The organism is Pseudomonas sp. WS 5532 (assembly GCF_012985445.1).
Taxonomy (GTDB): domain Bacteria; phylum Pseudomonadota; class Gammaproteobacteria; order Pseudomonadales; family Pseudomonadaceae; genus Aquipseudomonas; species Aquipseudomonas edaphica.
Map to the genome: position 1 here is coordinate 145,911 of NZ_JAAQWK010000015.1, position 24,331 is coordinate 170,241.

Genomic DNA, 24,331 nt, shown 5'->3' on the forward strand with positions numbered 1-24,331 from the left:
CGGTTTGCAGAGTCCATGTCATTGCAAGCTATGCTCAGTGCTCAAGCTCGACCCTCTACGACCAATTGGCCGCTGTCGCCGCCCCCGACGATAAGCGTTAATATTTGTAATTATTTTGTCCATAGGGATTGGTAACTTGGCTGGATACCTCCATCCTGTCGCGCACAATCCACGAGGTGATTGATGCGCGCCAACTCGTCTGAACCACAAGACACCGTCACAGCGGAACAACCGATCACTCCCACCCGTTTGCGATGGCTGGATCTGTTGAGCAAATACCGTCAACCCATTGGGCTGGCCGTCACCCTGTTGCTGTTCGCTATCGCCCTGATCGCCTGCCGACACTTGCTGCTGGAACTGGACCTTTACGCGCTCCACGACTCGATCCTGGAAGTGCCCAAGCCTGCCTTGCTCGGCGCATTTGCCGCCGCGGTCGCAGGTTTCATCATTCTATTGGGCTACGAATTCTCCGGCGCACGTTATGCCGGCGTGAAGCTGCCGGCCAAGACCCTGGCCATGGGTGGCTTCACCGCCTTTGCCATCGGCAATGCCATTGGGTTGTCGATGCTTTCGGGCGGTTCAGTACGCTACCGTTTATATGCACGCCATGGCATCGGTGCCTCGGAAGTGGCGCACATGACCGTGTTTGCCAGCCTGGCCTTGGGTACCGCCCTGCCGCCGTTGGCCGCACTGGCCACCTTGAGCAACTTGCCCGCGGCCTCGACCTACCTGCATTTGTCCCAAGGTTTGCTCGGTGGCATCGCCGGCGCGGTATTGCTGCTGTCAGTCGCACTGTGCATCGGTATTTATCGCCGGCGCCTGCCGGAACAACCTTACCCGGACAACCTGCTGGTCAAGGCCGGGCGTCGCACGCTGCGCCTGCCGGGCCGCCGCCTGACCTTCCTGCAACTGATCATCACCGCGCTGGATGTGGCCGCTGCCGCCACCGTCCTTTATATGTTGCTGCCGGAAGCGCCGCCGTTCGGCCCGTTCCTGCTGGTGTATTTGCTGGCCCTGGCTGCCGGTGTACTCAGCCATGTGCCGGGTGGCGTGGGCGTGTTCGAGGCAATTCTGCTGGCCGCGTTTGCCGATAAACTCGGCGCCGCGCCATTGGCCGCCGCCCTGCTGTTGTACCGGATGATCTACGTGGTTCTGCCGCTGCTGATCGCCTGTATCTTCCTGTTGGTCAACGAAGCCCAGCGTCTGTTCCAGACCCAGCAAAGCCTGCGGGTTGCTTCGGGCCTGGCGGCGCCGGTGCTGGCCGTACTGGTTTTTTTGTCCGGCGTGGTCCTGCTGTTTTCCGGCGCCACGCCGGAAATCGACTCACGCCTGGAAAACATCGGCTTCCTGATTCCCCACCGCCTGATTGATGCCTCGCACTTCGGTGCCAGCCTGATCGGCGTGTTGTGCCTGCTGCTCGCCCAAGGCCTGCGTCGACGTTTGTCGGCGGCCTGGATGCTGACCATGGTGCTGCTGCTGACCGGCGCCCTGCTCTCGCTGCTCAAAGGCTTCGACTGGGAAGAAGCCAGCCTGATGATCATGACGGCGGTGCTGCTGGCGATCTTCCGTCGCTCGTTTTACCGCGCCAGCCGCCTGACTGAGCTGCCGTTCTCGCCGCTGTACCTGGTGGCCAGTGTCTGTGTGCTGGGCGCCTCGATCTGGCTGCTGCTGTTTGCCTATCAAGACGTGCCGTACAGCCATCAGCTGTGGTGGCAGTTCACCCTGGACGCCAACGCCCCACGGGGCCTGCGTTCATTGCTGGGTGCGGCGGTGTTGCTGGTGATCGTGTCGTTGACCTGGCTGTTGCGCACTGCGCGCCCGGTCATTCACTTGCCGACACCGGATGAGCTGGAGCGTGCCACCAAGATCCTGATGGCCTCCTCGCAACCCGACGGCGGCCTGGCGCTGACCGGCGACAAGGCGTTGCTGTTCCACCCCAACGATGAAGCCTTCCTGATGTACGCCCGTCGCGGGCGCAGCCTGGTGGCCCTGTACGACCCGATCGGCCCGACTCAGCCCCGCGCGGAGATGATCTGGCAGTTCCGCGACCTGTGCGATATCCATCACGCGCGCCCAGTGTTCTATCAAGTACGCGCCGAGAACCTGCCGTACTACATGGACATTGGCCTCACCGCGATCAAGCTGGGCGAAGAAGCCCGCGTCGACCTCAAACGCTTTGACCTGGAAGCCAAGGGCAAAGAGATGAAGGACCTGCGCTACACCTGGAACCGTGGCACCCGGGACGGCCTGTCCCTGGAGATCTGCGACCCGGGCCAGGCGCCGATGGATGAGCTCAAAGTCATTTCCGATGCGTGGCTGACCGGCAAGAACGTGCGGGAAAAGGGCTTCTCCCTCGGACGTTTCAGTGACGACTACCTCAAGCACTTTCGCATCGCGATCATTCGCTTCGAAGGGCGCCCGGTAGCCTTCGCCAACCTGCTCGAGACCTACAACCATGACCTGGCCAGTCTCGACCTGATGCGTGCGCACCCGGACGCGCCGAAGCTGACCATGGAATTCATGATGGTTGGCCTGATTCAACATTATAAGAACCATGACTACGCCCGCTTCAGCCTCGGCATGGTGCCGTTGTCGGGCCTGCAACCGCGCCGTGGTGCGCCGCTGACCCAACGCCTGGGCTCGATGGTGTTCCGCCGCGGCGAGCAACTGTATAACTTCCAAGGTTTGCGCCGCTTCAAAGACAAGTTCCAGCCTGACTGGGAACCCCGTTATATGGCCGTGCCCGCAGGACTTGATCCGCTGGTGGCACTGGCCGATACCGCCGCCCTGATTGCGGGCGGCTTGACTGGATTGGTGAAACGCTGATGATTCGACGCTCCTGGCGGTATGTATTGGCCTTAGTAGTGCTGCTCGCGCTGATCGCGGCGGGTGGCTTTTGGTACTGGAACCGCCCTGCCCCGCAACCGATCCTGGAACAACTGCCCCAGGCCGACGGTTCGGTGATGACCCGTGTGACGCCTAACGGCTCGGCCAAGGCCCGCGTGGCCGTGGCTGTAATGGCCGATGAGACCTTGAGCGACAGCCAACTGATTGCCCTGAGCCAGGGCGGCTCGGCGCAAATCGTTCAAGTGATCCTGCCAAAAGATGACTGCAAGTTGCAGGAACAAGCCCTGCAAAGCGCCCTGGCCCAGCTTAAAGGCCCGGCGACGCTGGTCAGCGGCATCGGCCCTGGCGCCGCACTCGCCTGGCGCTGGCTGGCCACACAGAACGACGACAAGGCCAACGCCATCTCCGTCGGCTTCGCCCTGGTTCAGGAAGGTTGCAAGGACCCACTGCCGAAGACCTCTGCCCATGGCAATTGGCTGGTGGCGTGGAACGATAACCCTGACGATGAAAGCGCCAGTTTCGTACGCGATACACCGCGCGCGACTACCAGCATCAGCGACTACGACATTCACTACCCACAAGTACTGAACAACGAACTGCGCAAGCAATTGGTCGGTTCGGACAACGGCGGCCTGGCGATTCCGGTGGTCGAAGTACCGGCTGGCCAAGCCAAGGACACCGTTACCTTGTTCCTCTCCGGTGATGGCGGCTGGCGTGACCTGGACCGCGATGTGGCCGGTGAAATGGCCAAGATCGGCTACCCGGTGGTCGGCATCGACACCTTGCGCTACTACTGGCAGCACAAGACCCCGGAACAAAGCGCCAAAGACCTCACCGAGCTGATGCAGCACTACCGCCAGAAGTGGGGCACCAAGCGCTTCGTGCTGACCGGTTATTCATTCGGCGCCGACGTACTGCCGGCGATCTACAACCGCATGCCGGAAAGCGAACAGCAGCGTGTCGACGCCATTATCCTGCTCGCCTTTGCACGCACCGGCAGCTTTGAAATCGAAGTGGAAGGCTGGCTGGGCAACGCCGGCAAAGAAGCCGCCACCGGCCCGGAAATGGCCAAGCTGCCGGCGGACAAAGTGGTGTGCATCTACGGTGCTGAAGAAGTCAACGAGAGTGGCTGCACCGATACCACGGCTGTGGGCGAGGCAGTGAAGCTGCCGGGCGGGCATCACTTTGATGAGAACTACCCGGCGCTGGCTCAGCGCTTGGTGGATATCATTGTGAAGCACCAGGCTAAAGACAAAGCCGAGTAATCCAAGGCTGCCCACAAAGCTGAACGTGGGCACCTCTGTGGGAGCTGGCTTGCCTGCGATAGCATCACCTCGGTCTGTCTGATAGACCGAGGCGTCTGCATCGCAGGCAAGCCAGCTCCCACAACAAGCCAGCTCCCACAATTGTTTTGTGGTGTGGCCCAGACTCAGCGCGGTTCGATATGCGCAATCATCAGTTGCACAGTTTCATTGCCACGAAACTCGTTCACATCCAGCTTGTAGGCCAATTCCACCCAACGCACCGTCGGGTTCGGCCACACCTCACGGTCCACACCAAACGCAATGCCATCGAGCTTCACTGACCCGCATTCGCTCTTGAGCACCACCTTCAGGTGCCGCTCGCCAACCACACGTTGCTCCACCAACTGAAACACACCGTGAAACAACGGCTCGGGAAAGTGCTGGCCCCATGGCCCGGCATGGCGCAGTGCGCGCGCCAACTCGAGGTGAAACTCTTCCACCGCCAACGTGCCGTCAGTCAGCAGGCGACCGGTGAGGTCTTCTTCACACAGCTGCCGGCGCACTTCGGCATCAAAGGCTTCGGCAAACAGCGGGAAGTTTTCCTCGGGCAAGGTCAGGCCGGCGGCCATGGCGTGGCCGCCGTATTTGGCGATCAGGTTGGGATGCTGGCTGGCGACCACCGCCAGGGCATCACGGATGTGAAAACCCTGCACAGAACGCCCTGAGCCCTTGAGCAGGCCATCACCAGCGTCGGCGAAGGCGATGGTCGGACGGAAATACCGCTCTTTCATGCGTGACGCCAGAATACCGATCACACCTTGGTGCCATTCAGGGTCGAACAGGCACAAGCCGTAAGGCATCGACTCCACCGGCAAGTCCTTGAGCTGGGCCAGGGCCTCGCGCTGCATGCCTTGTTCGATGGATTTGCGGTCCTGGTTCATGCCGTCCAACTGCGCGGCCATTTCCCGCGCCGCCGCCACGTCGCTGGTGAGCAGGCATTCGATGCCCAGGCTCATATCATCCAGGCGCCCGGCTGCATTGAGGCGTGGCCCGAGGATAAAACCGAGGTCGGTGGAGGTGATACGCGCCGCATCGCGCTTGGCCACTTCGAGAATCGCCTTGATCCCCGGCCGCGCACGCCCGGCACGAATACGCTCCAGGCCCTGATGCACCAGAATGCGGTTGTTGGCATCCAGCGGCACCACGTCAGCGACGCTGCCCAAGGCGACCAGATCAAGCAGTTCGCCAATATTTGGCTGGGGTTTGTTGTCGTACCAGCCCAGGCTGCGCAACCGCGCGCGCAGGGCCATCAGCACGTAAAAGATCACACCCACGCCGGCCAACGCCTTGCTGGGGAACTCGCAGCCAGGCTGGTTCGGGTTGACAATGGCATCCGCCGCCGGCAATTCATCACCCGGCAAGTGGTGGTCAGTGACCAATACTTGCAACCCGGCGGCCTTCGCCGCCGCCACGCCTTCAACGCTGGAGATGCCGTTATCCACGGTGATCAGCAGCTGCGGCTCGCGCTGCAGCGCCACAGCGACGATTTCCGGGGTAAGCCCGTAGCCGTATTCGAAGCGGTTGGGCACCAGGTAATCGACATGCGCCGCGCCGAGCAAACGCAGGCCCAGCGTGCCCACGGTACTGGCCGTGGCGCCATCGGCGTCGAAGTCACCGACGATAAGGATGCGCTGGCGCTGCTCCAGAGCCGTCACCAGCAGGTCTACCGCCGCGTCGATGCCCTTGAGTTGCTGGTAGGGAATCAACCGCGCCAGGCTCTTGTCCAGCTCAGCCTCCGACTGCACCCCGCGTGCGGCGTAGAGACGGGTCAACAGCGGTGGCAATTCACCGAGAAACGGCAGGACAGCGGGCAACGGGCGAGGATCGATACGCATGGGGTAACGGAAGCTTCTCTTCAGATACAACGGTTAAACGACAATTGAGCAATCAACACAGATCAACGCTGGAACCTGTTTGTCTAGCTGGCTTGTGTGGGAGCTGGCTTGCCTGCGATGCAGGCACCTCGGTCCATCAGACATACCGCGGTGATGCTATCGCAGGCAAGCCAGCTCCCACAGAAGCCAGCTTTTCACAGTTTTACTTTTTAGCCGCGTTCGCCGACCAGCCACTCCAGCTGCACTTCATGCTGGCCACGGTCGTCAGTCACGAAAATAGTGCCTTCGCTGATCATCACGTCCCACTTGATCACGCGCGGCATGTCCTTGGCCAGGGTCTCGAGGACTTCCTGCGGCACGGCGGCGATGTGGACGTTCTTGAGGTTCTTGGCCACCGGCACCACTTTGCCTTCCCATACGCGCAGGCTGCCATAGGCCAGCAGGCTGGTGCGCTCGGTACGGCGTGAGCACCAGGTCAAGCGGTCGGCGTCGGGCTGGCCGACTTCAATCCAGTGCAGAACCCGATCATCCAGGCTTTTTTCCCACAGGGCTGGCTCGTCTACATCTGACAGGCCACGCCCGAACGCCAACTGCTCGTTGTACCAAAGGGCGTAGGCCAGCAGCCGCACGGTCATACGTTCTTCGGTTTCCGAAGGGTGGCGGGCGATGGTCTGCTTGACGCTCTCGTACACCGAACGATCGAGGTCGGTGAGGTTCAGTTCAAATTTGTAGGTCGTGGACGGCTGGGCCATGAACGGGCTTCTAAAGACAGGGAAAGGTCGCCAGTCTAACCGATGGGGCAGCCATTGAACGAATACTGCGCTGCATCATGCTTATCCCTGGGCCGCTCGCCTATGTTAAAAGGCATGACACCACCGCCCCTGCTTGCTAAGGATCCTCATGTCGTTTAATGCCAAACCGCTCTCCGGCCTGAAAGTCATCGAACTGGGCACCCTGATCGCCGGACCGTTTGCCTCACGTATCTGCGCTGAATTCGGTGCCGAGGTGATCAAGGTCGAATCCCCCGATGGCGGCGACCCGCTGCGCAAGTGGCGCAAGCTGTACGAAGGCACGTCGCTGTGGTGGTTTGTGCAGGCGCGCAATAAAAAGTCGCTGACCCTGAACCTCAAGCACCCGGATGGCCTGGCGATTCTTAAACAGCTGCTGGCGGACGCCGACATCCTGATCGAAAACTTCCGCCCCGGCGTGCTGGAAAAACTCGGTTTGAGCTGGGAAACCCTGCACGCGCTGAACCCCAAGCTGGTGATGGTGCGCCTCTCCGGTTTCGGCCAGACCGGCCCGATGAAAGACCAGCCGGGCTTTGGCGCGGTGGGCGAGTCCATGGGCGGTCTGCGCTACATCACAGGCTTTGAAGATCGCCCGCCGGTGCGCACCGGGATTTCCATCGGCGACTCCATCGCGGCTCTGTGGGCGGTGATCGGCGCGCTGATGGCGTTGCGTCACCGTGAGGTCAACGGCGGGCTCGGCCAAGTGGTGGATGTGGCGCTGTACGAAGCCATCTTCGCGATGATGGAAAGCATGATCCCGGAGTTCGACGTGTTCGGGTTTATCCGCGAGCGCACCGGCAACATCATGCCCGGCATCACGCCTTCCTCGATTCATACCAGTGCTGACGGCAAGCATGTGCAGATCGGCGCCAATGGCGATGCCATCTTCAAGCGCTTCATGAGCGCCATCGGCCGCGACGATTTGGCCAATGACCCGGCCCTGGCCAGCAATGACGGGCGTGACAGCCGCCGTGACGAGCTTTACGGGGTGATTGATCGGTGGGTCAACTCGCTGCCGCTGGAGCAAGTGGTCGAGCAACTGAACAAGGCCGAAGTACCCGCCAGCCGTATCTACAGCGCCGAAGACATGCTCGGCGACCCGCAGTTTCTGGCCCGGGAAATGTTCCTCAAGGCGCAGCTGCCAGGTGGCAAGGACTTCAAGATGCCAGGCATCGTGCCCAAGCTCTCCGAGACGCCGGGCAGTTGCGAATGGGTTGGGCCGCAGTTAGGGGAGCACAACAGCACGGTGCTCAATGAGCTGGGTTACGACGCCGCCGCCATCACCCGTTTGCGTGAGGATGGCGCGATCTGATGGTTCGCCCGTACGTCCGCTTGCTCCTTGTAAGCACGCTGCTCGGCGGCTGGTCGCTCTCGGCTCAGGCCGAGGACACACTGACCTGGCTGCTGCGCGACCTGCCGCCAATGACCATCTTCGAAGGCCCGCAAAAAAACCAGGGCGCACTCGACCAACTGTTGCCGATGCTCAGGGAGCACCTGCCGGAGTATCGTCATCAAGTGATGCACGTCAACCGCGCGCGCGGCATTCAAATGTTGCGTGCTCAATCCCTGACCTGTGACCCATCGCTGCTGTGGACGCCGGAGCGCGCCCAGTACGTGGTATTTTCCGCCCAGGCATTCGTGACGGTCAGCAATGGGGTGACGATCCAGCGCAGCCACCAGGCGGCCATGGCGCCCTATATCGTCGAGGGTCAGTTTGACCTGCAAGCCTTTCTCAAATCCCATACGGCGCGCATTGGCGCCACTGCCGAACGCAGTTACGGCCCCGCCGTCGATGAACAGCTAAAGCACGCCGACCCGCACACCCTGGCCCTGCATTACGGCAATGACGCCCTTGGCAGCCTGTTGCAGATGCAGCGCCTGGGGCGGCTGGAGGCGGTGCTGGGTTACCCGCCGGAAATCCGCTATCACGCCCAGCAACAGGGAATTGCGGCCCACGACCTGCTGTTCTTTCCCATCAAGGGCTCAGCGCCTTACCAACGCACGCATATCGCTTGCTCCAACACGCCGCAAGGTCGCCAGGCCATGCAGCGAATCGATCAGGCATTGGGCGAGATTCCACTGGAGCAGGTGCAACAGTCCTACGCCTCGTGGCTGGACCCAGTGATGCGTGAACAGTATTTGTCGCACAACCCGAGTTTCTTCCTCGACTCTCCCGAGCCCTGAGCACCGAGACCTGACCCTCAGCGAGGCAAATCCCAGGCAAAAAGAAACCCCGAAGAGTGGGGAGACACTTCGGGGTTAAACGTGGCCTACAAAGACCAGTACAACAAGCCACAAACACCGGAGCACAATGTTTGCTCTTGCCGTTAAAAAATCTGACCGGGCATGGCGTAGGAAGTTTCGCCAATTAAACAATTCTTCATGCGATCACGCTGCCGCGAGTCTGTGCGGCGTTGCGCAAGGCGGCGATAACCGAGGGTTCCAGGCGCCCTTCGGCGATTTTAAGGTCGCGCAGCAGGCAATCGACCACATCCACCAGCACGCGCTTATCGGTCAATTGCGCGCGATCGACTTCCCGCTCGACGACAATAGCGCCAGCCGGGTTCTTCACGGTCACCAGGCACTCGCCCTGCACACCCGAGGTGGTCAACGTAACCTGATAAGGGCTCAGTGCTTCTTCGAGCAATAGGCTGATACTTTCCATCTCGATCACCACTCAATCATTCGAATAAAGTTCGAAAAACAAAAATGTCACCAAGGTGCTGACATTCAAGTGACCCGTGCCCGCAGCAGAAAGTTCGACCTTTTGTATCGTCGTCTGCCCGAGTCAACCGAGCATGCACGGCAAAGATGACAGAGAGAAAACAACCTCCAACAGGCTAGAATCCCTGGATTATCCTGGGAGCCTGCCTTGAAAGCCGCGTCTGAAGCGCCACTGCGCATCGTCCTCGCCGACGACCACCCGATTTTTCTGATTGGTTTGCGCGCCGTGTTGGAGCGTGACGAACGGGTACGCATCGTCGCCGAGGCCAATTCGCCCCAAGCCCTGATTGAACAGCTGCAGACCTGTGCCTGTGATGTGCTGGTGACCGATTTCATGATGCCCGCCGAGCCTCAGGCCGACGGGCTGCGCCTGATAGAACAGTTGCGTCGGTACTATCCCGGGTTGCCGATTGTGGTGGTGACCATGCTCAATAACGCCGGCTTGTTTCATTCCATTCTGAAACTGGGGGTCATGGGCCTGCTGAGCAAGGCCAGCTTGGCCGATGAGCTGCCGCAAGCAATTCACCACGTGCGGCAAGGGCGTCCTTATGTGGCCCACGCCATTCGCCAGGCACTGAGCCTTGCCGGCGAAGTCGGCACCGACCACCTGCAGTCGCAGCAACAGCTGTCACCTCGGGAACTGGAGGTGATCCGCCTGTTGGCTGCCGGGTTGGCGGTGGGCGAGATCGCCGCGCAACTGCATCGCAGCAAGCAGACGGTCAGCGCGCACAAGGTCAGCGCCATGCGCAAGCTGGGCCTGGGCAACGATGCCGCGCTGTTTATCTATGTGCAGGAACACGGACTGGCATAGCCTGAAACGCGATCCATTGCTTGAGCGCCTCGACCTCCATTGGCCGCGCGATAAAACAGCCTTGCAACCAGGCCGCGCCCAATTCTCCGACGGCATGGTAATCGGCGGCGCTTTCCACCCCGGTCACCACCACGCCAATGCCCAAGTGCGCAGCCATGCTCATGGCACCCGCCACCACGGCAGCCTTGCGATCATCCTCGGCCATGCCACTGGCAAACACCGGAGGGATCTTTAGCTCAGTGAAGGGCAACGCCAGCAGGCTCTGCAGGCTGGTGCCGCCGACGCCGAAATCACCAATGGACAACTTGCACCCCATCATCCGCAAGCGCAGCAGCCCGGTGAGGTGGGCACTGTCGGTTTTTAACCGTGAGGTCTCCACCAACTCCAAGGTGAGCCCATGGGCCGGCACGCCGTGCAGTTGCAGCAGGCCTTGCAGTACTTGGGGAAAGTGCGGTCGCTCCAGCATGCGCCCGGGAATATTCACCGCTACAGGCAGCAGTTGCCCGGTCTGGCCCATGACCTGGCCAGCCAGGCCCAGTGCCTGCTCCAGTACGTGCCAAGTGAAGGCCTCTTCCATGCCGGCAAACTCCAGCACCGGCAAAAAGTCGTCAGGCAACAGCAGCTCATTTTCATTAGATTGCCAACGGGCCAGGGCCTCGACCCGTTGCAGCACGCCGGCCTGGCTGACGATAGGCTGATACCAAACCCGGCCACAGCGCGCGATGCTGGCCTGGCTGACGTCCGCCGAGGGTGGCAACGGCTCGCGCTCGCTCAGGTCGAGCAGATGACGCACCCGCGCCCATGAGGTCACCGGCGGCCCCGCACGCAAGCGCGCCTGGCAGTCCATCAACACTTGCCCGACCAGCTTGGCCGACGCCGGCTTGGGCAAGCACGCCAGCACATTCAGCCCTTGTTGCCGCGCCATATTGGCCACGCCTTCGAGCACGTCCGGTTCGGCATTGCTGAGCAGGATCAGCACCTGGGCCAGGCTGCGCTCGGCCAGTTCGCGGATCAACTCCAGGCCATCGCCCTGCTCCAGGTACAGATCGCAAATGGCAATGTCCACCGGGCCGGCACTGTCCAGTGACTGGCGCGCGGCGTCGACCGTTTCGGCGGTGAGTACGTTGAACACGCCGTTGGCATTGAGCATCTGGTGCAGCGCCATCAGTTGAAACGGGTTGTCTTCAAGGATCAGCACTTTGAGGGAACGCATGGGCAACTCTGTCGGCAGCGGGCAAAGACCGGCACAGTAACCAAAAGCTGCAGGGCGCCCCATAGGACGTGTCCTAAACGTTATGCCGTTCAAGGTCTTTGGGCTGACGCAGTCAAGTAAGGCAATTGAGAAATGGAACCGGCAAAAGGCAACCTGTGGCGAGCAGGCTTGCCCTGCGTTGGGTGGCGAAGCCGCCCCCATTCAGGCTATCCGGTGCGTCAGTCGTAGCGGGCTGGGGCTGCTGCGCAGCCCAACGCAGGGCAAGCCTGCTCGCCACAGTGAAAGGGTTCGTCCTCGAATGAGGGGGATTAGCCAAACAGCTGAAAGCCATGACCCTAAATGCGAGCGTCCAGGTAGGGTTGCAGGTCGCGACGGAACACCATCAACGCCTGGGACAACCTTGACCACGGCGCCTCAAGTTCGCTGCCGCGCGCCTCACGTGCGCAGCTCTCCAGGGCCATGCACGCCTTGGCCAGCGGCAGCGCATCGACCAGAGAGCAAATGCCCTTGAGCCGATGCAACGCAGCATTCAAGCGCGCCATGTCTTGCTCGACCAAGGCCACCTCCATCACTTCATGCTCGCGGTCCAGGCTCCTGGCCAACTCTTGCAGCATGCTGTGCAGCACCGGCCCTTCAGCCTGGGTCATGGTGCGCAGGGTCTGGATATCAAAAGAGCGTGGCGCCGCCCGTTCTGCCAGCACCTGAGCCCAGCGCTGCAACGTGATCGGCTTGACCAACAGCTCATCCATGCCGACTTCGTTGCCACGCTGTTGTTCATCCTGCATGGCATTCGCGGTGCAACCGATCACTGCGCAACGCGGTAACTGCTCAGTGGCTTCAATCCGTCGGATCGCCTGGCTCAGCTCATAGCCGGACATGCCCGGCATCTGGCAATCGGTGACCAGCACGTCAAAGCGTTGCTGCGACCATGCCTGCAACGCGCCCTGCGCTGAATCGACGGCGACCACTTGATGGCCGAGGAACTCCAACTGCTGCACCAGTACCAGACGGTTGGCCGCCAGATCATCGACCACCAGCACCGACAGGCTGCGACCGGCAGGCGGCAATGAAGCACCGAAGGGTGTCGGTACGTCGTCAGTGCTGATCCGCGCCAGGTGCAGGTCGATGCACACCACCGTACCTGCGCCCACGACACTGTTGAGGTGAATGCTACCGCCCATCAACTCCACCAACTGCTGGCAGATACTCAAACCCAGGCCAGTGCCGCCATGCTCGGCCGCGGTCGAAGCGCTCATCTGCACAAACGGCTTGAACATCCTCGCTTGCTGATCGGCCCCAATCCCCGGACCGCTGTCTTCCACGCACAGGTGCAGGTATTCGGCGCCGGCCTCATCGTGCCGGCAATCGACACTGATACGCACCCCGCCGTGCTGAGTAAACTTGAGCGCATTGCCCAAAAGGTTGTGCATCACTTGGCGCAAGCGCAGCGGGTCAAACCAGTAATAACCCTGGGCTGCCGGGTCAAACGCCAGGGTCAGGTGCAGGCCCTTTTTTTGCGCCGTGGCCTCGAACAAGCGCTGGATACCTTCGAAAAAGCCCTTCAGCTCAGTCGATTGCGGTGCCAGTTGCATATGGCCCGACTCAATCTTGGCAAGGTCCAGGCTGTCGCCCATCAACGCAATCAGCTCACGTGCCGAGCGATGGGCTACCTGCAAGGCGTCGGACACAGGCTGGCCGGCTGCCAGGCAGCGTTCCTGCTCCAGTTCGAGCAAGCCGATGATGGCGTTCATCGGTGTACGAATCTCGTGGCTCAGGGTTGAGAGAAACGCACTTTTGGCGTAGTTCGCTTCGTCGGCGGCCTGACGCGCGTCCATTAATTGATGCTCCAGGACTTTGCGCTCGTTGATGTCGATCCAGCCACCCAGCAACCCCTGCAAACGGTTCTCGGCGTCAAAGAACGGCACAGTCCATTGGTACACGTGAACGCTGCCGCCGTTGAGTTCCAGCTCCCGGTCGACAAACAGCGGTTGTTGCGTGGCCAGTTGCACCATATGGCCTGCATGCAGGCGCGCGGCGGTGAGTTCGGGCATCACCGCGCTTTCCATCAAGGTCAGGCCCTCGATCTTTTCAAGGCGAGTTGCCAATTGCTGTTCATAACTTTTGTTGCAGGTCACCAGGCGCCCGGCCAGGTCGCGCACGAATAGCGGGTTGGGCATGCCGTCGAGCAAGGCGCGCTTGAAGGCCAATTGGTCATTGAGCCGACGCTCAGCCTCCAGCCGCTGGTGGATCTGGCGCTTGAGCCGGCTGTTCCACACCAGCGACACCAGCACAAACAGGATCGCCATGGCCACCGTCCAGTAAGCCCAGGCAGGGACACGCTGCCAGGCCGGCACCGGAATCGCCACCGCGCCGATCCAGCGCAGGCGCAAGGCGCTCAGCTCGGCGACCGGCAAGGCTTCCAGCGCCTTGTTCAGAATGCTCAACAGTTCAGGCTGGTCCTTGCGCACCGACAGGCTGTTGGCCGACCACTTGCCATCGACGCTGCGGCCAATGCGCAGGCCATCCTGTGGGTAACTCTGCACTTCCACTTCTGTTTGCAGCGTGGCAGCCGCTTCGCCGCGTCTTACCCAGTCACGGGCCTGGGTGTAATCAGTGACCAAGCGCAGGTTGATCTGCGGGTACGCCTGGCGAATGTAGGGCTCAAGTACATGCCGTGCCGGCAGCACCAGCACCTTGCCGGCCAACTGATCCAGGCCGGTCAGCGGCGCCGCATCAGCAGGCTCGACAAACACCCAGCCAGAGCCACCGAAACTGTGGCTGAAGTTGAGCAGCGCCTGGCGCTCCTGATTCTCGGCCAAGGTGGTGTTCATGTCCGCCCTGCCCGTTTCCAGCCAGCTCAGGGTTTGCGCAGTGGAATGCGCCTCCTCGAAGACAAACTGTAAACCGGTCATGCGCGAAATCCGGTTGAGCAGGTCAACGTTCAAGCCCACCCAGCGGTCGTCCTTGTCCCTGAACACGTAAGGCGACATTTGCTGGGCCGCCACCACCACATGCGGGTGCTGCAACACCCACGCCCGCTCCGAGGCCGACAGCGCAATGCGCTCAACACCAAAACCGACACCCAGTCCGGTGGTCCAGCGCGCGAGAATTTCGCGCTGCACCGACTCATCGATGCTCGCCAGCGCGCTGTCCATCATGGCACCGAGCAACGGGTCGGCCTGGCGAGTGGCAAACGCGAAGCCGATCGGGGGCAAGCGACTTTCTTCTTTGATCTGCAACCTCAGGTAAGGCCGCAGCGACTTGTAGGCGCGCACGATGACTTCGTTGCCGATAAACGCATCGGCGTCGCCCTGATTGAGCGCCTCCAGCCCACTGTAGAGGTTGGGCGCAAGCATGATGTGGCTGCCGGGGTAGGCGGCATGCACGTTCTTGACGTTGGCATAGCCATCGAGCAACACCAGCTTCTTGCCCGTCAGATCGTCGCCCTGGCTATCGTCGCGACACAGTACTACTACCGACCGGTCGGGCATGTAGTCGCGGGTAAACTGCAAACCGGGTACATCACGCTCATAGCCATTGGCGCTGGTGAGAATGTCAATGGCACCGTTGCGCAACGCCTCGACCGCCTGGGCGCGTTCGGCAAAACCGAGCACCTGCATCGACACACCCAGGCGCGCACCGACCAGGCTCAGGTAATCGGCACTGATGCCCTGGTAGCGATTGCGGTCGCGGGTGATATCAATCGGCTGATAGTCATCAATGGAAATCCCCACCTTCAAGGTCCGATGGGCTGCCAGCCACTGCTGCTGCGCCGGCGCCAGCGGCAACGGCTCCAGCGGGATAAACGCCGGCACCAGTTTGAAAGGCAGGCTGACGGCGGCCAGGCCCATTGGCACTTGGCCAAGCAAGAGCACACACGCCAAACGCACCGTCCATTGGATTACTGCATGCACCGATTGGGTTTCCTTGAGTCTTCGGGTTAAGCGCCTGCGCAAGTATGGCCCGCCAGAATGAAAAAGCCCGTCACGAAGACGGGCTTGATCTGCCGCGCAGCCACTGATGAATCAGAGTGGCTTGCCGCGATTGCCATGCTGGCTGACAAACGCCTGCACAGCTTTCAGATCATTGGCCAGCACGGTGCAGCGCTCTTCGCGCTCGAACAGGTCAGCCAGGTGCGGCGGTAACTCCAGCGCCTTGCCAACGCCGGCCTTCTCCACCGCTTCCGGGAATTTGACCGGGTGGGCGGTGCCCAGAATCACCATCGGGATGTCCAGGCTGCGACGGCATTCGCGTGCGGCCTTCACACCGATAGCGGTGTGCGGGTCGAGCAGCTCGCCGGTCTGCGCATAGACTTCGGCGATGGTTTCGCAGGTTTGCGCATCGTCCACGGCCAGGGAGTCGAACAGCTTGCGGGTTTCGGTCCAGCGCTCTTCATCAACGCTGAAACCACCGCCGCTCTTGAAGGTGTCCATCAAACCGGCAATGGCTGCGCCGTTGCGACCATGCATGTCGAACAGCAGGCGTTCGAAGTTCGACGAGACCATGATGTCCATCGATGGCGACAGCGTGGCGTGCAGGGTTTCCTTGACGTACTGGTTGCCGCTCATGAAGCGGTGCAGGATGTCGTTGCGGTTGGTGGCGACGATCAACTGGTTGATCGGCAGGCCCATGTTGCGCGCCAGGTAACCGGCGAAGATGTCGCCAAAGTTGCCGGTCGGCACCGAGAACGACACCGAACGCGCCGGGCCGCCCAACTGCAGGGAGGCGTGGAAGTAGTAGACGATCTGGGCCATGATCCGCGCCCAGTTGATCGAGTTCACCGCCACCAAACGCGTACCTTTGAGGAAGCTCTGGTCAGCGAAGCTGTTCTTGACCATTTCCTGGCAGTCATCGAAGTTGCCTTCGATGGCGATGTTGTGGATGTTCTCACCGAAGATGGTGGTCATCTGGCGACGCTGCACCTCCGACACGCGCTTGTACGGGTGCAGGATGAAGATGTCGACGTTCTCGCAGTGCTTGCAACCTTCGATGGCCGCCGAGCCGGTATCACCGGAGGTGGCACCGATGATCACCACACGCTCGCCGCGTTTTTCCAGCACGTAGTCGAGCAGGCGACCGAGCAGTTGCAGGGCGAAGTCCTTGAACGCCAGGGTCGGGCCGTGGAACAGCTCCAGCACCCACTCATTGCCGTTCAGTTGACGCAGGGGTGCGATGGCGTTGTGGGAAAACACGCCATACGTTTCTTCCAGAATCTTTTTAAAGTCCGCATCAGGAATGCTGCCGGTAACAAACGGGCGCATCACCCGGAACGCCAGTTCGTGGTACGGCAGGCCGGCCCACGAGGCGATCTCTTCCTGAGTGAAACGTGGCAGGTTTTCCGGCACGTACAGGCCGCCGTCAGTGGCAAGGCCGGCGAGCAAAACGTCTTCGAAGTTCAGGGCCGGTGCCTGGCCGCGGGTGCTGATATAACGCATGACTGGCTCCTCTAGAGCATTCTGAACAAGGGCCGCCGAACGTGTGGGGCCCTTGCCGCTAAACGATTAGTTCAGGTGTTCAACACGGATGCGCACCACCGGCCCAACCACGCCCTGCAACGCTTCAAGCGCGGCAATGGCATCGTTGATGTGCTGCTCGAGCACGCGGTGGGTCAGCAGGATCATCGGCACCAGGCCGTCTTGTTCCTCGACTTCCTTCTGCATGATCGACTCGATGTTGATGCCACGCTCCGAGAGGATGCTGGCCACTTGGGCCAACACGCCTGGGTGATCCTTGGCCTGGATGCGCAGGTAGTAAGCGCTTTCACAGGCTTCGATCGGCAGGATCGGGTGGGCCGACAGCGAATCCGGCTGGAAGGCCAGGTGCGGCACGCGGTTTTCCGGGTCGCTGGTCATGGCGCGAACCACGTCTACCAGGTCGGCGATCACCGACGAAGCGGTCGGCTCCATGCCGGCGCCAGCGCCGTAGAACAGGGTGGAGCCGGCGGCGTCACCGTTGACCATCACGGCGTTCATCACGCCATTGACGTTAGCGATCAGGCGGTCAGCCGGGATCAGCGTCGGGTGTACACGCAATTCGATACCGGCCGGGGTACTGCGCGCCACACCTAGGTGCTTGATGCGGTAGCCCAGGGCTTCGGCGTAGTTCACGTCGGCGGTGGTGAGCTTGGTGATGCCTTCGGTGTAGGCCTTGTCGAACTGTAGCGGAATGCCAAAGGCGATGGACGCCAAAATGGTCAGCTTGTGCGCTGCGTCGATGCCTTCCACGTCGAAGGTCGGGTCGGCTTCGGCGTAACCCAAGGCTTGAGCTTCGGCCAGCACGTCTTCGAAGGTGCGGCCCTTCTCGCGCATTTCGGTGAGGATGAAGTTACCGGTGCCGTTGATGATACCGGCCACCCAGTTGATACGGTTGGCAGACAGGCCTTCACGGATCGCCTTGATCACCGGGATGCCACCGGCCACGGCGGCTTCGAACGCGACAATCACACCCTTTTCACGCGCCTTGGCGAAGATCTCGTTGCCGTGTACGGCGATCAGCGCCTTGTTGGCGGTGACCACGTGCTTGCCGTTTTCGATGGCCAGCAGCACCAGCTCGCGGGCCACGGTATAACCGCCAACCAGCTCGATGACGATATCGATTTCAGGGTTGGTGGCCACAGCGAAGACATCGTTGGTAATCGCAATACCGGTCGTTTGGAACTGAGGCTTTGGCGTACGCGTGGCAATTTGCGCCACTTCAATCCCACGCCCTGCACGGCGGGAAATTTCTTCAGCATTACGCTGAAGTACGTTCAAGGTGCCGCCACCGACGGTCCCTAACCCACAGATGCCTACTTTGACCGGTTTCACTGAAGAACTCCCCATGAAACGGCCGACTCAAGGTCGGCCGTGGTAAACAGCCGCACAACTGCGGCTCTCAATTAATGCCCCGTCGACTGTTCGACGGGGCATGATCGTCAAAGGCTCGACGATGACTGCTTACTTCGCACCCAGTGCCAGTTTGGCAACTTGTGGCGCCGGCTGGTAGCCCGGAATCACTTGGCCGTCAGCCAAAACGATGGCCGGTGTACCGTTCACGCCAATCGACTGGCCGAGGGCGAACTGCTTGGAAACCGGGTTGGCACATTTGGCCGCCTTGATTTCCTTGCCATCGACCATTTTGTCCATGGCCGATTTCTTGTCGGCCGAACACCATACGGCTTGCAGTTGCTCGTCACCCGGCGAACCCAGGCCCTGGCGCGGGAACGCGACGTAGCGCACTTCGATACCGGCCTTGTTCAGCGCAGGCACTTCGGCGTGCAGCTTGTGGCAGTACGGGCACGTGGTGTCGGTGAACACGGTAATGTGGGTCTTGGTCTCGCCAATGGCTGGGTAAACCACGGTCTCAGCCACCGGAATGCCGTTGATCAGCTTGGACACGCCCAGGCGCTCGGCCTTCTCGGTCAGGTTGACCGGCTTGCCGTCTTTAAGCTGGAACAGGTAGCCCTGGACGATGTACTGGCCATCGGCACTGGCGTACAGCACACGGCTGCCCTTGAGCTTGACTTCATACAGGCCGGCCATGGGGCTGGCGCTGATGCTTTCGATCGGGGTGTCGAGCTTCAGGTCCGCCAAACTCTTGCGAATGGTTTGTTCGGCGGCGTCATCGGCGACAACAAAGGTGGAAACCAACGCAATCGCTGCGGCGGCAATAATCTGGGTCAAGCGCATGGGAACTCCTGAAGGCAGATGCAGGGACGGCTGTGGAACACCGCTTGGAAACGCGGGCAGTGGCCGTCCCCTTTGCTAACCGGCAAAGCCTACCACAGTTGGGCGCCAGGGCAGCCGATGGCGGGACAAATTGGCGGCTTTCAACCGCGCGGGTGGTGCTTGGCGTGCATCTCCTGCAAGCGTGCGCGTGCCACATGGGTGTAGATCTGGGTTGTGGACAAGTCGCTGTGGCCCAGCAGCATTTGCACCACGCGCAAATCCGCGCCGTGGTTGAGCAAATGCGTGGCGAATGCATGGCGCAAGGTATGCGGCGACAGCGCCTTGCCGATCCCGGCGACCTTGGCCTGGTGCTTGATACGGTGCCAGAAGGTCTGGCGAGTCATCTGCTCGCCGCGCAGGCTGGGGAACAGCACATCGCTGGGTCGCCCACCAAGCAGCTCATTGCGGGCGTCACGCATATAGCGCTCCACCCACACAATCGCCTCCTCGCCCATCGGCACCAACCGCTCCTTGCTGCCTTTGCCCATCACGCGCAACACGCCCTGGCGCAGGTTGACTTGCTCCAGGGTCAGGCTGATCAGCTCGGTCACGCGCAAACCGCAGGCATACAAGACCTCAAGCATGGCGCGGTCGCGCTGGCCGATGGCTTCGCTCAGATCGGGGGCGGCGAGCAAGGCATCGACGTCAGCTTCCGACAAGGATTTAGGCAATGGCCTACCGAGCTGGGGCATGTCGATTTGTAGGGTCGGGTCGACAGCAATCAGCTTTTCCCGCAGCAAATAGCGATAAAACCCACGTACGCCCGAGAGAAATCGCGCCGTGGAACGCGGCTTGTAATTCTGCTCCAGGCGCCAGGCCAGGTGATCGAGGATCAACTCACGACCGGCATTGATCAGTTCAAGGTTTTTGTCCTGCAACCAGCCATTGAACAAAGCCAAGTCGCTGCGATAAGCCTGGCGGGTGTTGTCCGACAGGCCTTTTTCCAGCCACAGGGCGTCGAGGAAGCGGTCGATCAGGGGATGGTCAATGGCGGGCATGGGCACTCAAGCAGCGCAGCACAGGGCTTTGCGCAAATTATTTAGTGAACTGTTACAACGGGCACTAGTCTTTCATAGCCCGCTATTTCAAGGAACAGGAAGCTTCAATGAGCGAACAACAGATTCTGCTGGCATTTGGTGGCATTGGCGTGGCCGCGTTGGCCTGCCAATGGCTGGCATGGCGCCTGAAACTTCCCGCCATTCTGTTTCTGCTGGTCAGCGGAATCCTGGCAGGGCCGGTGCTGGGCTGGCTGAACCCTCAGGAAATGTTCGGTCCGTTGCTGATGCCATTGGTATCCCTGGCCGTGGCACTGATCCTGTTTGAAGGCAGCCTCACGCTGCACCTTTCGGAATGGAAGGAGATCGGCAGCGTCGTGCATCGCCTTGTCACGGTCGGCGCCCTGTCGACATGGGCCGTCATTACCCTGGCTACCCACTGGCTGCTGGGTTTTGACTGGATGCTCGCCCTGCTTTTCGGCACTTTGACACTGGTGACCGGGCCTACCGTGATTGTGCCCATGTTACGTGTCGTGCGGCCAAAAGCCTCGATCGCCAATATCTTACGCTGGGAAGGCATTGTCATTGACCCGATTGGTGCGCTGCTCGCCGTGGTGGTCTACAGCTTTATTATCGCTCGCGCGTCAGGCGACGGCTTGAGTCACAGCCTGCTGACCTTTGGCGGCGTGATCCTGTGCGGCAGCCTGTTCGGAGTCGCCGGTGGTTGGGTGTTGGGGCAGATCATGCGCCGGCAATGGCTGCCGGAATACCTGCATAACCTGGCTACGCTGGCTGGCGTTCTGGGAATTTTCATCGCCTCCAACGCGGTGATGCATGAGTCCGGCCTGCTGGCCGTGACGTTGATGGGCATGTGGATGGCCAATATGAAGGGCGTTGACGTACGCCACATCCTGCATTTCAAGGAAAACCTCAGCGTCCTGCTGATTTCCGGGTTATTCATTCTGCTGGCCGCGCGCCTGGACCTGAACGCCCTGATTGCCTTGGGGCCGTTCGTACTGATCCTGTTACTGATCATTCAATTTATTGCACGACCTTTGAACGTCGCGCTTTCGACCTTTGGTTCCGGCCTGAACTGGCGTGAACGTGCCCTGTTGTCCTGGATTGCACCACGCGGGATCGTGGCCGCAGCCGTGTCGGCGATTTTCGCCATTCGCCTGGATGAGGCCGGTCATGAAGGCGCACTGTTATTGGTGCCACTGACATTCGCCGTGATTATCGGCACCGTTGTCCTGCAAAGCGCCACGGCACGCCCGCTGGCACGCCTGCTGAAAGTCGCCGAGCCTGCGCCCAGCGGCTTCCTGATCGTCGGCGCGAACGGCCCGGCGCGCATCCTGGGCAAAGCCTTGCAACAACTGGGCAGCAGAGTGCTGCTGACCGACTCCAGTTGGGAAAACATCCGCGCCAGCCGAATGGAAGGGCTACCCACTTACTTCGGCAACCCGGCATCACAGCATGCCGAATCGCATCTGGATCTGGTCGGCCTCGGGCATTTGCTGGCGCTCTCACCTTCGGGCGAACTGAACACTTTGGCCGCCATGCGCTTTCGCCACGATTTTGGGCATCGTCTGTTCGCCCTGGCCAGCAGCCAGGAAAGCCGTCGCACCGATAAGCACCGGGCCAGCCACGAGCACCGTGGCCATTTGCTGGGCAGCCAACCCCTGAGTTACACCAAACTTGCGAGCCTGCTGGGCCAAGGTGCAGAGCTGTATAGCACCAACCTGACCGAAGGCTTCAGCTGGGAACAGTACCAGGCGCTGCATGGTGACCGCGCGACGCTGCTGTTTGCCCGCGATACCGCAGGCTGGGTACACGTGGTGACCCCGGACAGCAGCTTGAAACCCGTAGCTGGCTGGACCTTGCTGGCCGTGATTCAACCAGAAAACAACACAGCCGAATAAGTCAGTCGGCAAAACCAGGCAATACCGGCACAGGGCGTTTGTCAGCATCAATCGCGACAAAACTGAACACGCCCTGGATCGCCTTTTCACGGCCATCGGCACTCATGCTCTCGACGAATACTTCAACCTCGACCTTGAGGCTGGTGTTACCCACTTTGATTACGCGGCCGATCAACTCGACGATGGAGCCGGCCGGGATCGCGTGGTTGAAGTCGATACGGTCGGTGGACACGGTCACCAGTGGCAAGCGGCAAAAGCGCGTGGCGGTGATGAACGACACTTCATCCATCCACGCCAGCGCAGTGCCGCCGAACAGGGTGTTGTGGTGGTTGGTGGTCGGCGGGAACACGGCTTTGGTCACGTGGGTGACGGACAGGTCGGTGCGACGCTGGATTTCTTCGAGGCGGGTGGTCATGGGCAAATACCGGTAAACAGACAAATTTCAGGCACAAAAAAGCAGCCCGTAGGCTGCTTTTTTCTGCATCGGGAAGCTGGACTTAAGCCAGTTTTTCCTTGATGCGAGCTGCTTTACCGGACAGGTCACGCAGGTAGTACAGCTTGGCTTTACGTACGTCACCGCGACGCTTAACGGCCATGCTGTCGATTTGCGGGCTGTAGGTCTGGAAAGTACGCTCTACGCCAACACCGTTGGAGATTTTACGAACAGTGAAAGCACTGTTCACACCACGGTTACGCTTGGCGATTACCACGCCTTCGAACGCTTGCAGACGCGAACGGTCGCCTTCCTTCACTTTCACCTGAACGACAATAGTGTCGCCCGGGGCAAAGGTAGGGATCTCTTTGGTCATCTGCTCTGCTTCGAGTGCAAGGATGATTTTGTTAGTCATGCTGTGCTCCTAAGGTAAGTCAATGGACCTACCATCGATACGTTGTTAACTATCGTCCCGCGCGAGGATGTATTCCTCGAGCAGCTTCTTCTCTTCTCCAGAAAGCGAGCGGCTTTCCAGAAGATCGGCGCGTCGTTCATAGGTCCGACCAAGGGACTGCTGTAAACGCCAACGCCGGATGTGTGCGTGATTGCCACTTAGCAATACGTCGGGAACACGCTGATCCGCATACACCTCCGGTCGGGTGTAGTGCGGGCAATCCAGCAAACCATCCGTGAAGGAATCTTCCTCCGCGGAGTCCGCATGCCCTAAAGCTCCAGGCAGCAGTCGTGTAACCGCATCTATCAGGACCATCGCCGGCAGCTCGCCGCCAGACAGGACATAGTCCCCAATCGACCACTCTTCATCGACATGCGCTTCAATAAAACGCTCGTCAATGCCTTCATAGCGACCGGCAATCAGGATTAAGGCCTCCTCATTCGCCAGTTCGCGCACGCCTGCCTGTTTCAGCTGACGGCCTTGAGGGGACAGGTAAATTACCTTCGCCTTCTCCCCGGCTGCTGCCTTGGCCTCGACCAACGCATCTTCCAGGGGCTTGATCTTCATCACCATGCCCGGGCCACCGCCAAATGGGCGATCGTCCACAGTGTGATGTCGATCCGTCGTGTAGTCTCGCGGGTTCCAACAGGTAAGCTGCAACAGCCCCTGTTTCACCGCCCGACTGGTGATGCCGTACTCGCTGATGGCGGAAAACATCTCGGGAAACAAACTGATCACTTCAATGCGCAAATTAGCCACGCTTAGAAGTCCGCATCCCATTCCACCTTCATCTCGCCCGCGGCCAGGTCGACGGCCAACACGCATTGCTCGGTATAGGGCAACAGGCGTTCGCGATCATCCAGGCTGCCAGCGCAAGGCTTGACCACCATTACATCATTGGCGCCGGTTTCCAGAAGATGATCGATTTTCCCGAGCAATTGCCCCAGTTGATCAATAACCTTCAGACCTTCCAGCTGGTACCAGTAGTACTCGCCGTCGGTCAATTCAGGGAACAGGTTGCGCGGCACGCAGATCTCATAACCGGCCAGAAGACGAGCTTCTTCACGGTCATCAAGACCCTTGAGCTTTGCGACCAGGAACTTATCGCTCCCGCGTCCACTGACCAGCTCGACCTGCTTCACACTACCTTCGCGCTTGAGCGTCCAGGTTTTGTACTGCAACAGGTTTTCAGTCGGATCAGTAAAGGAATACACCTTCACTTCGCCGCGAACGCCATGAACAGAGTAAATCTTGCCGATAACGATCAAATCATCAGCAACAGCTGGCGTCGCGTTCATATTG

The 24,331-nt window shown here is 60.5% G+C and carries 19 protein-coding genes; 6 read left to right on the forward strand and 13 right to left on the reverse strand.

The window, feature by feature from the left end; all coding sequences use genetic code 11:
* Positions 1–183 precede the first annotated feature (183 nt).
* Together mprF and HBO23_RS23560 are read left to right on the forward strand one after the other, a co-directional pair.
* Positions 184–2,826, forward strand: a complete 2,643-nt coding sequence (gene mprF / locus HBO23_RS23555; RefSeq protein ID WP_017139740.1) for a bifunctional lysylphosphatidylglycerol flippase/synthetase MprF — start codon at positions 184–186, stop codon at positions 2,824–2,826.
* On the forward strand, positions 2,826–4,112 hold the full coding sequence (locus tag HBO23_RS23560; protein WP_138452077.1) for an AcvB/VirJ family lysyl-phosphatidylglycerol hydrolase: 1,287 nt from the start codon (positions 2,826–2,828) through the stop codon (positions 4,110–4,112). The genes mprF and HBO23_RS23560 overlap by 1 nt, the downstream gene beginning before the upstream one ends.
* 164 nt (positions 4,113–4,276) lie before the next feature.
* On the opposite strand, the gene recJ is transcribed toward HBO23_RS23560, so the two are convergent.
* Together recJ and HBO23_RS23570 are read right to left on the reverse strand one after the other, a co-directional pair.
* Positions 4,277–5,986 (reverse strand): single-stranded-DNA-specific exonuclease RecJ, encoded by a 1,710-nt coding sequence (gene recJ, locus HBO23_RS23565; protein WP_017139738.1) that lies wholly within the window; start codon positions 5,984–5,986, stop codon positions 4,277–4,279.
* Positions 5,987–6,195: 209 nt separating this feature from the next.
* Positions 6,196–6,738 (reverse strand): YaeQ family protein, encoded by a 543-nt coding sequence (locus tag HBO23_RS23570; RefSeq protein ID WP_099549357.1) that lies wholly within the window; start codon positions 6,736–6,738, stop codon positions 6,196–6,198.
* A gap of 148 nt (positions 6,739–6,886) precedes the next feature.
* Between HBO23_RS23570 and HBO23_RS23575 the strand changes: the two genes are divergently transcribed.
* A complete protein-coding gene (locus tag HBO23_RS23575; protein WP_169985191.1) occupies positions 6,887–8,086 on the forward strand; it encodes a CaiB/BaiF CoA-transferase family protein in 1,200 nt (399 codons plus the stop codon).
* A complete protein-coding gene (locus HBO23_RS23580) occupies positions 8,086–8,958 on the forward strand; it encodes a TIGR02285 family protein (RefSeq protein WP_017139735.1) in 873 nt (290 codons plus the stop codon). The genes HBO23_RS23575 and HBO23_RS23580 overlap by 1 nt, the downstream gene beginning before the upstream one ends.
* A gap of 196 nt (positions 8,959–9,154) precedes the next feature.
* On the opposite strand, the gene HBO23_RS23585 is transcribed toward HBO23_RS23580, so the two are convergent.
* Positions 9,155–9,439 (reverse strand): DUF3509 domain-containing protein, encoded by a 285-nt coding sequence (locus tag HBO23_RS23585; protein ID WP_026013896.1) that lies wholly within the window; start codon positions 9,437–9,439, stop codon positions 9,155–9,157.
* A gap of 207 nt (positions 9,440–9,646) precedes the next feature.
* Here HBO23_RS23585 and HBO23_RS23590 point away from each other — a divergent pair, with 207 nt between their 5' ends.
* Positions 9,647–10,309, forward strand: coding sequence for a response regulator transcription factor (locus tag HBO23_RS23590; RefSeq protein ID WP_170039925.1), 663 nt, complete (start codon positions 9,647–9,649; stop codon positions 10,307–10,309).
* Here the strand turns inward: HBO23_RS23590 and HBO23_RS23595 are convergent.
* The 6 genes from HBO23_RS23595 to xerD all read right to left on the reverse strand — a co-directional run bounded on the left by HBO23_RS23595 (position 10,278) and on the right by xerD (position 20,226).
* The gene (locus HBO23_RS23595) at positions 10,278–11,522 is read right to left on the reverse strand and encodes an EAL domain-containing response regulator (RefSeq protein ID WP_138449277.1); all 1,245 of its coding nucleotides are present in this window, start codon (positions 11,520–11,522) and stop codon (positions 10,278–10,280) included. The genes HBO23_RS23590 and HBO23_RS23595 overlap by 32 nt on opposite strands.
* 335 nt (positions 11,523–11,857) lie before the next feature.
* Positions 11,858–15,436 (reverse strand): transporter substrate-binding domain-containing protein, encoded by a 3,579-nt coding sequence (locus tag HBO23_RS23600; protein WP_170039927.1) that lies wholly within the window; start codon positions 15,434–15,436, stop codon positions 11,858–11,860.
* Positions 15,437–15,547: 111 nt separating this feature from the next.
* A complete protein-coding gene (gene thrC / locus HBO23_RS23605; RefSeq protein WP_017139730.1) occupies positions 15,548–16,957 on the reverse strand; it encodes a threonine synthase in 1,410 nt (469 codons plus the stop codon).
* A gap of 66 nt (positions 16,958–17,023) precedes the next feature.
* Positions 17,024–18,328: a homoserine dehydrogenase gene (locus HBO23_RS23610; RefSeq protein WP_017139729.1), complete on the reverse strand. Its 1,305-nt coding sequence runs from the start codon at positions 18,326–18,328 to the stop codon at positions 17,024–17,026.
* A 129-nt stretch (positions 18,329–18,457) separates the two neighbouring features.
* Positions 18,458–19,189 (reverse strand): thioredoxin fold domain-containing protein, encoded by a 732-nt coding sequence (locus HBO23_RS23615; RefSeq protein ID WP_017139728.1) that lies wholly within the window; start codon positions 19,187–19,189, stop codon positions 18,458–18,460.
* 140 nt (positions 19,190–19,329) lie between these two features.
* Positions 19,330–20,226, reverse strand: coding sequence for a site-specific tyrosine recombinase XerD (gene xerD / locus HBO23_RS23620; protein WP_099549352.1), 897 nt, complete (start codon positions 20,224–20,226; stop codon positions 19,330–19,332).
* Positions 20,227–20,333: 107 nt separating this feature from the next.
* Between xerD and HBO23_RS23625 the strand changes: the two genes are divergently transcribed.
* Positions 20,334–22,142: a sodium:proton antiporter gene (locus HBO23_RS23625; RefSeq protein WP_170039929.1), complete on the forward strand. Its 1,809-nt coding sequence runs from the start codon at positions 20,334–20,336 to the stop codon at positions 22,140–22,142.
* A 1-nt stretch (position 22,143) separates the two neighbouring features.
* On the opposite strand, the gene HBO23_RS23630 is transcribed toward HBO23_RS23625, so the two are convergent.
* The 4 genes from HBO23_RS23630 to rimM all read right to left on the reverse strand — a co-directional run bounded on the left by HBO23_RS23630 (position 22,144) and on the right by rimM (position 24,327).
* Positions 22,144–22,557, reverse strand: a complete 414-nt coding sequence (locus HBO23_RS23630; protein WP_016977715.1) for an acyl-CoA thioesterase — start codon at positions 22,555–22,557, stop codon at positions 22,144–22,146.
* Positions 22,558–22,639: 82 nt separating this feature from the next.
* Complete coding sequence (gene rplS, locus HBO23_RS23635; protein WP_003175895.1) at positions 22,640–22,990, reverse strand: 50S ribosomal protein L19; 351 nt, start codon at positions 22,988–22,990, stop codon at positions 22,640–22,642.
* A 45-nt stretch (positions 22,991–23,035) separates the two neighbouring features.
* Positions 23,036–23,809, reverse strand: a complete 774-nt coding sequence (trmD, locus tag HBO23_RS23640) for a tRNA (guanosine(37)-N1)-methyltransferase TrmD (protein WP_017139725.1) — start codon at positions 23,807–23,809, stop codon at positions 23,036–23,038.
* Entirely contained in the window at positions 23,791–24,327 is a 537-nt protein-coding gene (gene rimM, locus HBO23_RS23645; protein ID WP_003175898.1) for a ribosome maturation factor RimM, read from the reverse strand. The genes trmD and rimM overlap by 19 nt, the downstream gene beginning before the upstream one ends.
* Between the last annotated feature and the right edge of the window lie 4 nt (positions 24,328–24,331).

Bases quoted from the DNA above. Each gene is read 5' to 3' on its own strand.
- mprF (WP_017139740.1), top strand. From the start codon at position 184: ATGCGCGCCAACTCGTCTGAACCACAAGACACCGTCACAGCGGAACAA.
- HBO23_RS23560 (WP_138452077.1), top strand. From the start codon at position 2,826: ATGATTCGACGCTCCTGGCGGTATGTATTGGCCTTAGTAGTGCTGCTC.
- recJ (WP_017139738.1), bottom strand. From the start codon at position 5,986: ATGCGTATCGATCCTCGCCCGTTGCCCGCTGTCCTGCCGTTTCTCGGT.
- HBO23_RS23570 (WP_099549357.1), bottom strand. From the start codon at position 6,738: ATGGCCCAGCCGTCCACGACCTACAAATTTGAACTGAACCTCACCGAC.
- HBO23_RS23575 (WP_169985191.1), top strand. From the start codon at position 6,887: ATGTCGTTTAATGCCAAACCGCTCTCCGGCCTGAAAGTCATCGAACTG.
- HBO23_RS23580 (WP_017139735.1), top strand. From the start codon at position 8,086: ATGGTTCGCCCGTACGTCCGCTTGCTCCTTGTAAGCACGCTGCTCGGC.
- HBO23_RS23585 (WP_026013896.1), bottom strand. From the start codon at position 9,439: ATGGAAAGTATCAGCCTATTGCTCGAAGAAGCACTGAGCCCTTATCAG.
- HBO23_RS23595 (WP_138449277.1), bottom strand. From the start codon at position 11,522: ATGCGTTCCCTCAAAGTGCTGATCCTTGAAGACAACCCGTTTCAACTG.
- thrC (WP_017139730.1), bottom strand. From the start codon at position 16,957: ATGCGTTATATCAGCACCCGCGGCCAGGCACCGGCCCTGAACTTCGAA.
- HBO23_RS23615 (WP_017139728.1), bottom strand. From the start codon at position 19,189: ATGCGCTTGACCCAGATTATTGCCGCCGCAGCGATTGCGTTGGTTTCC.
- xerD (WP_099549352.1), bottom strand. From the start codon at position 20,226: ATGCCCGCCATTGACCATCCCCTGATCGACCGCTTCCTCGACGCCCTG.
- HBO23_RS23625 (WP_170039929.1), top strand. From the start codon at position 20,334: ATGAGCGAACAACAGATTCTGCTGGCATTTGGTGGCATTGGCGTGGCC.
- HBO23_RS23630 (WP_016977715.1), bottom strand. From the start codon at position 22,557: ATGACCACCCGCCTCGAAGAAATCCAGCGTCGCACCGACCTGTCCGTC.
- rplS (WP_003175895.1), bottom strand. From the start codon at position 22,990: ATGACTAACAAAATCATCCTTGCACTCGAAGCAGAGCAGATGACCAAA.
- trmD (WP_017139725.1), bottom strand. From the start codon at position 23,809: ATGGGATGCGGACTTCTAAGCGTGGCTAATTTGCGCATTGAAGTGATC.
- rimM (WP_003175898.1), bottom strand. From the start codon at position 24,327: ATGAACGCGACGCCAGCTGTTGCTGATGATTTGATCGTTATCGGCAAG.